Source organism: Enterobacter sp. PL1 (genome assembly GCF_945957325.1).
GTDB lineage: Bacteria > Pseudomonadota > Gammaproteobacteria > Enterobacterales > Enterobacteriaceae > Enterobacter > Enterobacter roggenkampii.
This window is the reverse complement of record NZ_CAMFKT010000026.1, coordinates 23,191-35,947: the sequence shown is the minus strand read 5'-3', so window position 1 is coordinate 35,947 and position 12,757 is coordinate 23,191. Positions and strand designations below refer to the sequence as shown.

8 protein-coding genes are annotated in these 12,757 nt (G+C 56.3%); 3 read left to right on the top strand and 5 right to left on the bottom strand.

All coding sequences use genetic code 11. The features are described 5' to 3' along the window. Positions 1-4: 4 nt before the first annotated feature. Positions 5-1,144 carry a polysaccharide export protein gene (locus N6P30_RS19970; RefSeq protein ID WP_008499413.1) on the bottom strand — a complete coding sequence of 380 codons (1,140 nt, stop codon included), beginning with the start codon at positions 1,142-1,144 and terminating at the stop codon, positions 5-7. 683 nt (positions 1,145-1,827) lie between these two features. On the opposite strand from N6P30_RS19970, the gene N6P30_RS19965 reads away from it, so the two are divergent. Beyond that, positions 1,828-3,411, top strand: coding sequence for a TerC family protein (locus tag N6P30_RS19965; RefSeq protein ID WP_058673325.1), 1,584 nt, complete (start codon positions 1,828-1,830; stop codon positions 3,409-3,411). A 78-nt stretch (positions 3,412-3,489) separates the two neighbouring features. Here the strand turns inward: N6P30_RS19965 and asmA are convergent, their stop codons facing one another. The 3 genes from asmA to udk all read right to left on the bottom strand — a co-directional run bounded on the left by asmA (position 3,490) and on the right by udk (position 6,677). Then, the gene (gene asmA, locus N6P30_RS19960; RefSeq protein WP_058673324.1) at positions 3,490-5,340 is read right to left on the bottom strand and encodes an outer membrane assembly protein AsmA; all 1,851 of its coding nucleotides are present in this window, start codon (positions 5,338-5,340) and stop codon (positions 3,490-3,492) included. Positions 5,341-5,362: 22 nt separating this feature from the next. Beyond that, positions 5,363-5,944, bottom strand: coding sequence for a dCTP deaminase (gene dcd / locus N6P30_RS19955; RefSeq protein WP_008500854.1), 582 nt, complete (start codon positions 5,942-5,944; stop codon positions 5,363-5,365). A gap of 91 nt (positions 5,945-6,035) precedes the next feature. Continuing rightward, positions 6,036-6,677, bottom strand: a complete 642-nt coding sequence (gene udk / locus N6P30_RS19950) for a uridine kinase (protein WP_008500855.1) — start codon at positions 6,675-6,677, stop codon at positions 6,036-6,038. Between the two features lie 346 nt (positions 6,678-7,023). Here udk and N6P30_RS19945 point away from each other — a divergent pair, with 346 nt between their 5' ends. Next, positions 7,024-10,353 (top strand): diguanylate cyclase, encoded by a 3,330-nt coding sequence (locus N6P30_RS19945; RefSeq protein ID WP_008500856.1) that lies wholly within the window; start codon positions 7,024-7,026, stop codon positions 10,351-10,353. On the opposite strand, the gene alkA is transcribed toward N6P30_RS19945, so the two are convergent. After that, positions 10,312-11,190 (bottom strand): DNA-3-methyladenine glycosylase 2, encoded by an 879-nt coding sequence (gene alkA, locus N6P30_RS19940; protein ID WP_032675171.1) that lies wholly within the window; start codon positions 11,188-11,190, stop codon positions 10,312-10,314. The genes N6P30_RS19945 and alkA overlap by 42 nt on opposite strands. A 130-nt stretch (positions 11,191-11,320) precedes the next feature. Between alkA and yegD the strand changes: the two genes are divergently transcribed. Next, positions 11,321-12,673: a molecular chaperone gene (gene yegD, locus N6P30_RS19935; protein WP_058673323.1), complete on the top strand. Its 1,353-nt coding sequence runs from the start codon at positions 11,321-11,323 to the stop codon at positions 12,671-12,673. Positions 12,674-12,757: the final 84 nt, after the last annotated feature.

Genomic DNA, 12,757 nt, shown 5'->3' with positions numbered 1-12,757 from the left:
CGGATTACCAGGTATGAATGTCGCGCGCCGTATCCGTCATGTAGCGAACGCCACTGATGGTTGGCAGCAACTGGTTGATCAGACGGTTCCAGCGGGCAACCGGTGCGGTAGTGACATACACCACGTCGTATGGCTGGAGACGGAACTCCGTCGCCATCACCAGAGAGGTCGCATCGGACATATCCAGCTGGTAGATGTTGGCAATCTTGCCTTTCGCGCTGCCCTCACCTTTCAGCGGACGGATCACGAAGATACCGGTCGCGTTAGAGGTCGTCAGATCGATACCCTCAGCATTGCCCAGCGCTTCGGTCAGCGTCATACCGCTGAAGTCCATCTTGAGGGTGCTCTGTTTCTTCACTTCACCCATCACGAAGACTTTAAGATCGTCATTGCGTGGTACATAGAGGATGTCGCCCGGATAAAGCAGGCGGTTCTGGGTCAGATCGCCGTTTTGCATCAGCGCCTGCAGCGAAATGCGCTGCTCTTTCCCGTTGTGGGTCAGTACCACGTTGCGCCAGTCGGCGCCATCGGTTAACCCGCCTGCGGCGTTAATGGCGTCCAGCACGGTCAGAGGAACGTTGGTGATGGCCTGCTGACCAGATTTGTTCACCTGGCCGGAGATATAGGCTTTTTGCGAGCGGAATGCGGCGATATTAACGTCCACCTGCGGATCGGCGATGTACTGCGCTAAGCGGCCGGTAATATCACTGCGGATCTCGGCAAGCGTTTTCCCTGCTACATGGACTTTACCAATGTAGGGATAGAACATGGTGCCATCTGACTGCACCCAGTTACCGGTGTCGCTTGAGCTACGGTACTGGCCCGCTGGCGTGGTCAGTTCGGGGTGATCCCAGACGGTCACGTTAATGACGTCTCCAGGCCCTACGCGATACTGGTAGGAAGCAATTTCCTGGTCCAGTGACATATTTGGCTGGGCAACGTTTGGACGTGGGCGTAATTGTTCGACCAGACGAGGCGTAAGTGGATAAACATTCACCATTTTGTCGAGATCAAAATCGGCATCCTGTTGCTTGATCACATCCTTGCCCATTGTAGACATATTGCTTCCGGGAAAGACCGTGCAACCGCTCATCAAGGTCACAGACACCAATAATGGCATCAATTTCATTTTGGAGTTCATCATTGATTATTTATCACTTTGGCAGAGTAATTATCCTGTGCAATTTAAATACGTGTGAATCTAAAATGCATTAAGAATGTAGCTAATTAAATAAAAATATAAGTGGCATCATTCCTAAAAAAACGCTATTTGGCCAGTCACTGTTGACAACGTAATCATGGCCCACCCACACACATTCAGGCACGCTACCGCCCTTGGCTTCCAGCTACCAATACGCTATAACTCAATGAATTACAGGCAAAAAACCGCAAGAATTTTTTGCTGGTGAAATAAATGAAGCATTCAAAATACGCAGGCACTATTTCGTTAATCGCCCAAAAAAAACATCAATCCTTAACGAGAGATATCCTTTTTTAGGCTAATAATCTTGTAACAGTTAATCCCAAAACAGGCAAGAAAACGGGTTCCGAACGTCAACTTTTAAGAATTTATTTAGAAATGCACTTTATTTTTAAGAATTTCTTTATGTTGACAGCGTTATGATTGAACATCTTTTAATGCGATATTTCTTAATTTTGTTATTTCGGATAAATACAGATTTTCTGGATAAATTAAAACTATTATACCCGCCAGTTTTAATTTAATGATTATTGAGAGAAATCTCATACTGACATTGCATTTTCCCACAGCTTTATCCATGATCGAATTGTGTCATTAGTCATGTTACAGAAGGTATTGCTACTACTATGGAATGGATTGCCGATCCCTCAATCTGGGCCGGGCTGGTTACGCTGGTTGTCATCGAGCTGGTGCTCGGGATTGATAATCTGGTTTTTATCGCCATCCTCGCTGAAAAACTGCCCCCTTCCCAGCGCGATCGCGCGCGCGTAACGGGGCTGCTGCTGGCGATGGTGATGCGCTTACTGCTGCTGGCCTCTATTTCCTGGCTGGTCACGCTCACTCAGCCTCTGTTCTCCATTCACGGTCTGAGCTTTAGCGCCCGCGATCTGATCATGCTCTTCGGCGGGCTATTCCTGCTGTTCAAAGCCACCGTGGAGCTCAACGAGCGGCTGGAAGGCAAAGACAGCGAGAACCCGACCCAGCGCCGCGGAGCAAAATTCTGGCCGGTGGTCGCGCAAATCGTGGTGCTGGATGCGGTCTTCTCCCTGGACTCGGTGATCACCGCCGTCGGGATGGTGGACCACCTTGCGGTGATGATGGCCGCGGTCATTATTGCCATCACGCTGATGGTCATGGCCAGCAAGGCACTGACCCGCTTCGTGAACAGTCACCCGACCATCGTTATCCTTTGCCTGAGCTTCCTGCTGATGATTGGCTTCAGCCTGGTGGCCGACGGTTTTGGCTTCCATATTCCGAAAGGCTACCTGTATGCCGCCATCGGGTTCTCCGTCATGATTGAAGCGCTTAACCAGCTGGCGATATTCAACCGCCGTCGCTTCCTTTCCGCCAATCAGACTCTGCGTCAGCGCACAGCCGACACGGTCATGCGTCTGTTAAGCGGCAAGAAAGAGGATGCGGAGCTGGACGCCGAATCCTCCGCCATGCTGGCCGACCACAGCGACGGGCAGATCTTTGACCCGCAGGAACGACGGATGATTGAGCGAGTGCTCAATCTGAACCAGCGTACGGTCAGCAGCATTATGACGTCGCGGCATGACATTGAGCATATTGACCTGACGGCCCCGGAAGCGCACGTTCGCGCCCTGCTGGATAAAAACCAGCACACCCGCGTGGTGGTGACCGGCGGGGAAGCGGAAGAGGAGCTGCTGGGCGTGGTACACGTCATTGATCTGCTCCAGCAGCAGCTCCACGGTGAGCCGCTCAATCTCCGCGCCCTGGTTCGCCAGCCGCTGGTCTTCCCGGAGGGGCTGCCGTTGCTTTCCGCCCTTGAGCAATTCCGTAACGCGCGCACCCACTTTGCCTTTGTGGTGGATGAGTTTGGTTCGGTGGAAGGGCTGGTCACGCTCAGCGACGTGATGGAAACCATTGCCGGTAATCTGCCAAACGAGGTGGATGAGATTGACGCCCGCCACGACATTCAGAAAAACGCCGACGGCTCGTGGACGGCTAACGGCCATATGCCGCTGGAAGACCTGGTGCAGTATGTGCCGCTGCCGCTGGATGATAAACGGGAATACCACACCATTGCCGGTCTGCTGATGGAGTATTTGCAGCGTATCCCACAGCAGGGGGAAGAGGTTCAGGTCGGCGACTATCGGCTTAAAACGCTCCAGATTGAAAACCATCGCGTGCAGAAGGTTCAGCTGATACCGCTGCGGGAAGAGGAAGAACTGGATTTTGAGGTGTAAAAAAGCCGGGTGGCGCAACGGCGTCAGGCTTTTGTAGGCCGGGTAAGGCGAAGCCGCCCCCCCCCGGCGCAACAGGCATCAAAGCTTATCCAGCAGCTTCTTCACATCCTTGCCGTCCTGTGAATCTTTATTACGATCCGCCCAGCCGCTGAGTCGACGTTTCGCTTCATCCTGCAGATGCTTACGCAGGATCTGATCCACCTGCAGACTGTAATTCAGGGCCTGCCATTTGCCGTATACGGTCAGCGGGACCGGCGTCTGTTTCAGGAAGTCGATGAGCTTGCTTTCCCCCTGCCAGCCGGAAAGTACCCGCACGTTAAAGCGCGTGTCCGCCGTCTCTTTGACCAGATCCAGCTTACCCTCGCCCGTTACTGATAAGAGTGAAGAGGTACCCTGCATTCCGTCGAGAGAGAGTTGTCCGTTGTTCAGCGTCAGGTCCGTGGTGAAGCTGTCGAGGCGCGTGGCACTGTCGTAGTTCTCCTGGGCCTTCACATCGCTGCTGCGCTCTACCGCCTGCTGCACCAGCTGCTGGAAGTTAAGCCCTTCCATACGGGAGTTTTTCAGATCAAGATGCGCCTGCCCTTGCCACTCGCGGCGGAAAGCATCGGCATCAATTTTCGTGCCGGAGAAATCCCCCGCCAGCGTCAACTGCCCCGTCAGAGAGATCGGGTAGTTAAACGCGGTCAGGATGGTCCCTATCTCAACGTTATCGAGACGCGGCTGGAATTCGGCGCTGGCAACGTCTTTACGGACATCCAGCGTGCCGGGCAGTGAGAGGTGTCCTGCACCCATCTTGCCGCTCAGTTCGGAGATCACCAGCAAACCGTTATGGTTAAACATCTGGCTGCTCACGTCGGTAAAGTCCATGCCGCGCCAGCGCAGGCTGGTGGCTTTCAGCAGAATATCCGCCGTGAATCCGCGCAGAGCGTTATAGTCAGGTTGATCGAGATTCGACGAAATAACCGGACGTGATACCGGTGCCTGGCTTTGCCCCGTCTGCGTCGCCTCGCTGTCCGTGGCGCTGGCTGGCAGAGGTGGCAACAGGTTTTCCAGGTTGAGTTTGTCAAATTGCAGATTCAGCACCCACTTCGGCTTCTCTTCAAAGGTGACGCTCGCCTGCCCCTTCAGGCTACTGTCGTTTGCCTGCAGGTTGAGATTATCCAGCTCCAGCTGTTTTTGTTCCTCACGCCACACGGCCTGCAGCGTCCCCTGACCGGCGATCCCCTGGGTGGGCAGATTGGCCCCCGTCAGCTGCCAGTTGAGCTGCTGGATGTTCGCCGTGAGCTGATGCGGATAGTCTGACGCATTCACTTTAGCATTCAACGACAGCGTCAAATCCCGCTGATCGCGGTTCACGCGCCCGCTGAATTCCACCGATGCAAGATGGTGCTCATCCTGTTCCATCTGCAGATTAATGTTGCGAACGGTGACCAGCTCTTCGTGCTCATGCTGGAAAACCAGCACGCTATCGGCCACTTTCAGTTTGCCAATATCAAAGGACCAGCCAGTATCAGACGGTTCATCAGGCAGGGTATTTTCACGCGGTGCCACCGGCGCGTTGGCATCACGGACAGCTTCAGTTTGCGGGGTGAGCTGAATCACCGCGCCTTTCAGCATCACCTGATTCACCTGCAGCTGATGGGAAATGAGCGGGATCAGCGCCACATCAAGGCGCATGTTGTCTGCGGACACCAGCGGCTGGGACGCCCCCGGCGCCGTGAGCGACATGCGGCCAGAGAGAATGCTGAGCTGCGGCCAGACGTGCCAGCGCAGCGGCCCGTCCAGCTTCAGTTGATAACCACTGCGTGCCTCAACCTGCCGCACCATATACGCGCGGAAGTCATTAGGGTTAACCAGCAGAACCAACGCCGAAAGGCCAGCCACCAGCACCACCAGCAAAATCATCAGCGTTGTCAGAACTCTTCTCATGGCATCCTCAATGGACTAACGATCAGTCTTTATCAATACGGCTGGCAACCGCACCCTGCTGGTCGCGATATTTTGCGTCCTGACGGCGGTTATACGGCCTGTCTGCCGGGCCTGACAGCGGTTCAAAACTTAACGCGCCGATCATCATCCCCGGACGAAGCGCCAGCGGCAATTTACCGGCATTGAAGAATTCCAGCACAATACGGCCCGACCAGCCTGGATCGATACGGTGCGCGGTCACGTGTACCATCAGTCCCAGTCGCGCCAGCGAAGAACGGCCGTCAAGCCAGCCGACGAGGTCCGCAGGCAGGGTGACGGATTCAAACGTTACCGCCAGCGCCAGTTCACCCGGATGCAGATAAAAGGCTTCGCCATCTTCGATTACGATTTCGTCACTCATCACGCGATCGAGCGCGGCGCTGACTTCGTCCTTCGGTCCGCTGAGGTCAATGAACGGTGCGGTATGGCCGCTAAAGGTGCGGAATTTATTCCCCAACCGGACATCGACGGTCACCCCATTGATACGCTCAACAGGTGGACGTGGGGTAATAGACAAACGGCCTTCATCCAGCCAGGCTTCAATATCGCGATCACAAAGACGCATGCCTTTTTCTCCTTTCATGCATCGTACCCTGAGCCGGTAAGCGCTCAGGGTAAAACCAGGTTATCTCTGAACGGTACACAATTCACGCGGCTTATTCAAAAAACTGGCTGATTTTCGCTTTTAAGATATCGATCGCGATGCGGTTTTTACCCCCGCGCGGCACGATGATATCGGCGTATTGTTTGGAGGGCTCAATAAACTGCAGGAACATCGGGCGGACCGTTTTCTGGTATTGCGCCATCACGGAGTCCATTGAGCGGCCACGTTCATTAACGTCACGCTTGATGCGGCGCATCAGGCAAATATCCAGCGGGGTATCGACGAAAATCGAGAAGTTCATGGATTCACGCAGGCGGGCGTCGGTCAGCAGCAGGATGCCTTCAAGGATAATGACCTTTTTCGGCTCGATGCGGATCGTTTCCTGGGTGCGGGTATGTTCTACGTAACTGTAAACGGGCAGTTCGATCGCCTGGCCGCTCTTAAGCGCTTCTAAATGCTGGAACAGCAGGCTGTGATCCATCGCATTTGGGTGGTCATAGTTCGTTTTAACGCGCTCTTCCATCGACAGATGGGATTGATCTTTGTAATAGCTGTCTTCGGGAATGACGCCGATATGCTCATCACCTACTTGTTCACGCAGTTCGCGATAAAGCGTACTGGCAATTAGACTTTTACCTGAAGCCGATGCGCCGGCGATGCCTATAATGACGCACTGATGAGACTTATCAGTCATAAATTTAGCGACCTGATTAACCTGGATGTAAAGGAAGGACGACGCCGGAGCGTCAAACGCGGCAATTATAGGGATTTCGCGGGCGTGATACCAGTCGAATACTCAGGTTCTGCGAGACTGACCGAAAAGTGACGAGTTATTCCCTGAATGAAATTTAAATGCGCATTTTTTCGCCGCTTACCCGATTTTTTTCACGGAGTAAGTATTTAATAAGTCTGTGTTGTCAAATTCTGAGCGGTCACCATATGAATTGTAAATTGTTTGTACTAGCATAAACCAAATTATCAAATTCACGCGTTCGGACATCTTCTTCCCTGACGGCATGGCGTCTCTGGATAAAGCGGTAATGAATAAACAATACCAGCGGGTTTTGGTGACCACCCCACATCCTTTATTACGACTTGTCTGTCTGGGCCTGGTCACCTTTATCTTTACCTTATTTTCGCTGGAGCTCACCCGCTTCGGCACCCTGCTGGCCCCGCTCTGGTTTCCCACCGCCATTATGATGGTGGCGTTTTACCGCCATGCCGGAAAAATGTGGCCGGGCATTGCCCTGGCCTGTTCGTTCGGCAATATTCTGGCCTCATGGATGCTGTTCTCCTGGGGGTCGGTCAGCCTCATCTACCCTGCCGTCAACGTCATTGAGGCCGTTATCGGCGCGCTGTTCCTGCGTAAATGGCTCCCGTGGTACAACCCGCTGCAGAATCTGAACGACTGGATCCGCGTGGCCATCGGCAGCGCGCTGGTGCCGCCACTGATGGGCGGCATTCTGGTGTCTCTGCTGGCACCCGGCTCTGAGCCCCTGCGTAATTTCTTCGTCTGGGTGTTGTCAGAAGCCATTGGCGCACTGGCACTGGTGCCACTGGGGCTGTTATTTAAGCCGCATTATCTGCTGCGCCACCGTGACCCGCGATTGCTGCTGGAAACGCTGACCACGCTGGCCGTGACGTTAGCCCTCAGTTGGGCAGCCATCACCTGGCTGCCGTGGCCCTTCACCTGCGTGATCGTTCTGCTGATGTGGAGCGCCGTGCGCCTGCCGCGGATGGAAGCGTTCATGGTGTTTCTGGTCACCGTGATGGTGGTGTCGCTGATGATTGCCCGCAATCCTCTGGCGCTGACCACCCAGCACGCCGGGCCGATGCTGAACGCCCCCTGGCTGCCGTTCCTGATGCTGCTCCTGCCCGCTAACGTGATGACCATGGTGATGTACGCCTTCCGCGCCGAACGCAAACATATCACCGAAAGCGAAGAGCGCTTTCGTAACGCGATGGAATATTCCGCCATCGGCATGGCGCTGGTCAGCATTGAAGGCAAATGGCTTCAGGCTAACAAGGCGCTGTGCAATTTCCTCGGCTACAGCCAGACGGAGCTTCAGTCGCTGACCTTCCAGCAGCTCACCTGGCCAGAAGATCTGAATACCGACCTCGAGCAGCTCGAACAGCTGGTCAACGGCGAGATCAATACCTACTCCCTCGAAAAGCGCTATTACACCCGCGACGGGGAAGTGGTCTGGGCGCTTCTTGCCGTCTCCGTGGTGCGCCATGCCGACGGCTCGCCGCTCTATTTTATTGCCCAGATTGAAGACATTAACGACCTGAAGCAGACCGAGTGGGTCAATAAGCGCCTGATGGAGCGCATTACGCTGGCTAACGAAGCCGGGGGCATCGGCATCTGGGAGTGGGATCTTGAACCCGACATTATCAGCTGGGATAAGCGGATGTTTGAGCTTTATGAAATACCGCCGCACATCAAGCCCACCTGGCAGCTCTGGCACGACACGATGCTGCCGGAGGATCGCGTCCACGCCGAGCAGGTGCTGCGGGACTCCCTGATTTCCCGCCTGCCGTTTAAGCTCGAATTCCGCATCCGCGTGAAGGAAGGCGTGCGTCATATTCGCTCCCTGGCGAACCGGGTGCTCAATAAGCAGGGGGAAGTTGAACGGCTGCTCGGCATCAACATGGACATGACCGAGGTTAAGCAGCTTAACGAGGCCCTCTTCCAGGAAAAAGAGCGTCTGCACATTACCCTCGACTCCATCGGTGAAGCGGTGCTGTGCACCGATATCAACATGAACGTCACCTTTATGAACCCGGTCGCGGAGAAAATGAGCGGCTGGCTGCAGACCGAGGCTATCGGCCAGCCGATCCTGAAGGTGTTACACATTACCTTCGGTGAAAAAGGGCCGCTGATGGAGAATATTCACAGCGGCGATATGTCCCGTTCCGATATCGATCAGGATGTGGTGCTGAACTGCCGTACCGGCGGCAATTATGATATCCACTACAGCATTACGCCGCTCAGCACGCTGGATGGACAGAATATTGGCTCGGTGATCGTCATTCAGGACGTCACCGAGTCGCGCAAAATGCTGCGCCAGCTAAGCTACAGCGCCTCCCACGATGCCCTGACCCATCTGGCAAACCGGGTCAGCTTCGAAAACCATCTCAAACGGCTCTTGCAGACCGTTCGCGAAACGCGCCAGCGCCATGCCCTGGTGTTTATCGACCTCGATCGCTTCAAAGCCGTCAACGACACGGCTGGCCACGCCGCGGGTGATGCCCTGCTGCGGGAACTGGCTTCCCTGATGTTGACCATGCTCCGCTCCAGCGACGTGCTGGCGCGTCTGGGCGGGGACGAGTTCGGGTTACTGTTACCGGACTGCAACCTGGAAAGCGCGCGCTATATCGCCGGTCGCCTGATTCATGCCATCAACGACTATCACTTTATGTGGGAAGGCCGCCTGCACCGGATCGGCGCCAGCGCCGGCATCACGCTGATTGATGAAAATAACCATCAGGCGTCGGAAATCATGTCGCAGGCGGACATTGCCTGTTACGCCTCAAAAAACAGCGGGCGTGGCATGGTGACGGTGTATGAACCCCAGCAGGAGCGGGATCACCACACGCGCAGCATGATGTCGCTTGATGAACAGTGGCACATGATTAAAGACAATCATCTGATGATGATTGCCCGCAGCGTCGCCTCCCCGCGCATCCCGGAGAGCAGTAATTTCTGGCTGCTGTCGTTACGCCTGTGGACCAGCCAGGGCGAAGTTCAGGAAGAGCATGCCTTCCGCTCGGGTCTGGCCGAGCCTGAGCTTCTGCACGCCCTCGACAGACGGATCTTTAGCGAGTTTTTCCGCACCTATGCCACCCAGATCGCCAGTAAAGGCATGGGCGTGGCGCTGCCGCTCTCGGAGGCCGGTTTAGCCAGCGTGACGCTGGTCGATGAACTGCTCGATCTGCTGGATAAAAGCCCGATGCCGGGCCGTCTGCTGCATCTGGTTATCTCTGCCGATGTGGTGTGCAACCCGGATAAGAACCTGCACAGGGGTCTGCAAAAGCTTCGCCAGGCGGGCTGCCGCGTGATCTTCAGCCAGGTGGGACGCGACATGAACGTCTTTACCCACCTGACCGCGAATATGGCCGACTATCTGATGCTGGATGCAGAGGTGGTAACCAACGTGTATGGCAATCTGATGGATGAGATGATGGTGACCATTGTTCAGGGCCACGCCCAGCGTGTGGGAATGAAAACTATCGCGGGCCCCTGTAACCAGCCCATCATGATGGATACGCTCTCCGGCATCGGCATCGATTTTATCTTTGGTGACACCATCGCCGAGCCGCAGCCATTAGATCTTCTGCTCAACACCAGCTATTTCGCCATCAACTGACGGTGCCCAGCCGTCGGTATACCAGATGTGCAGCAGCGCGTAGGAGCGCCACGGCTTCCAGCGTTCGGCATAACGACGAATTTGCGCGGGCGTCATTCCGGCGAAGCGCTGTTTAATCAGGTAATCATCCGGCAGAAACACATCTTTCGCCTGCCAGCCGCGCAGGGCCAGATAATTTGCCGTCCAGCGCCCTATCCCCGGCCGCTGCTGTAACGCCTTCATCCCCTCTTCTGTATTCGCGGGCGGGGAAAGCGGAAACGTTCCGTCGATAACCGACTGCGCCAGATGAATCAGCGACTCCGCGCGCTTTAGCGGCATGCCCAACGCCTTCAGCGCCAGCGGGTCCGCTGCCGCCAGCGCCTGCGGCGTGGGGAAGCAGAGATAGCCCGGACAGTCCGCCACCGGTTCGCCACAGAGCGCCACCACGCGTGACGCCAGCTTCGCCGCCATCGCCACGCTCACCAGCTGCCCGAGGATCGCCCGGACGCCCTGCTCGTACGCATCCATCGCCCCCGGTAAACGCAAGCCTGGCCTTGCAGCACCGAGTTCACCCAGCGTTTCTGCTATTTGCTGCGGGTTACAGCGGAGATCGAACAGGCGTTCGATGCGTTCAAGACACGCCTGCGCAACCGGAATTAACCCCGGGCTGAGGGTCACGGTCAGCGTATGTGTTGCGAGATCCGGCGTCACGCGGAAAATCCCCTGATGCCCCTCGCAGGCAAAACTGCGCTCATAGTAATCGTTGGTGACGGTTTCAATGCCCGTTACCGCGCGCGCGCCAAGAAAACCAAACATCCACTGCCAGTCATAAGGGGGAAGCCAGGTGAGGGTATACATCGTTGCTCCTTTTTTAGTGTTATCAGCATAAACGTAAAGACCCTGTTTTGCCTTGCTTTCATATTCCTGTTGTCGCCATGCAGACATTTCGTTAAAGTCTCGCCCCTTCTCACCGGCATGGGGATTCATCGTGTTTATTGGATTTGACTACGGTACGGCAAACTGCTCGGTTGCGATTATGCAAGACGGGCAGCCACGGCTCCTGAAGATGGAAAAAGAGAGCACGCTGCTGCCGTCTATGCTCTGCGCACCGACGCGTGAAGCGGTGAGCGAGTGGCTGTTCCGCCACCATCAGGTTCCGGCCACGGCGGCGGAGACCCAGGCGCTGCTGCGCCGGGCGGTCAGCTTTAACCGCGAGGAGGACATCGACGTTACGCCCTCCAGCGTGCAGTTCGGCCTCGCCTCGCTCGGGCACTACATTGAAGACCCCGAAGAGGTCTACTTCGTTAAGTCGCCAAAATCCTTCCTCGGCGCCAGCGGCCTGAAGCCGCAGCAGGTCGCGCTGTTCGAAGACCTGGTGTGCGCGATGATGCTGCACATCCGCAACCAGGCGCAGACGCAGGTCTCCGATGCGATTACCCAGGCGGTGATTGGCCGCCCGATCAACTTCCAGGGGCTGGGCGGCGACGAGGCCAACCAGCAGGCGCAGGGGATCCTGGAGCGCGCGGCGCACCGCGCAGGCTTCCGCGACGTGGTATTCCAGTATGAGCCGGTTGCCGCAGGGCTGGACTTCGAAGCCACGCTGACGGAAGAGAAGCGCGTACTGGTCGTGGATATCGGCGGGGGCACGACGGACTGCTCGCTGCTGCTGATGGGGCCGCAGTGGCATCGCCGTCGCGATCGTGAAAACAGCCTGCTCGGGCACAGCGGCTGCCGCGTGGGCGGTAACGATCTGGATATCGCCCTGGCCTTCAAGAGCCTGATGCCGCTGCTCGGCATGGGGGGGCAAACCGAAAAAGGCATCGCCCTGCCGATCCTGCCGTGGTGGAACGCGATTGCCATCAACGACGTGCCTGCGCAGAGTGATTTTTACAGCACCGCCAACGGCCGCTTCCTTAACGATCTGGTGCGCGATGCCCAGGACGGCGAAAAGGTCGCCCTGCTCTATAAAGTGTGGCGTCAGCGTCTGAGCTACCGCGTGGTGCGTACGGCGGAAGAGAGCAAAATCGCCCTGTCCGACCGCGCTGAACATGCGGTCTCCCTGCCGTTTATCAGTGACGAACTGGCCACTGCCATTTCGCAGGACGGGCTGGAGACGGCGCTTGCCCAGCCGCTGCAGCGCATTCTGGAACAGGTGCAGCTCGCGCTGGAGAACGGCAAAGAGAAGCCGGACGTCATCTACCTGACCGGCGGTAGCGCTCGTTCACCGCTGATCAAGAAAGCGCTGGCCGAACAGCTGCCGGGCATTCCAGTTGCGGGTGGCGATGACTTTGGCTCCGTTACCGCAGGGCTGGCGCGCTGGGCGCAGGTGATGTTTAGCTAGTGCGGTTGTGCCGGGTGGCGGCTTCGCCTTACCCGGCCTACAAAACGTGTGTTGTTGTGGTGCGGTCTGGTGCCCTCTCCCACA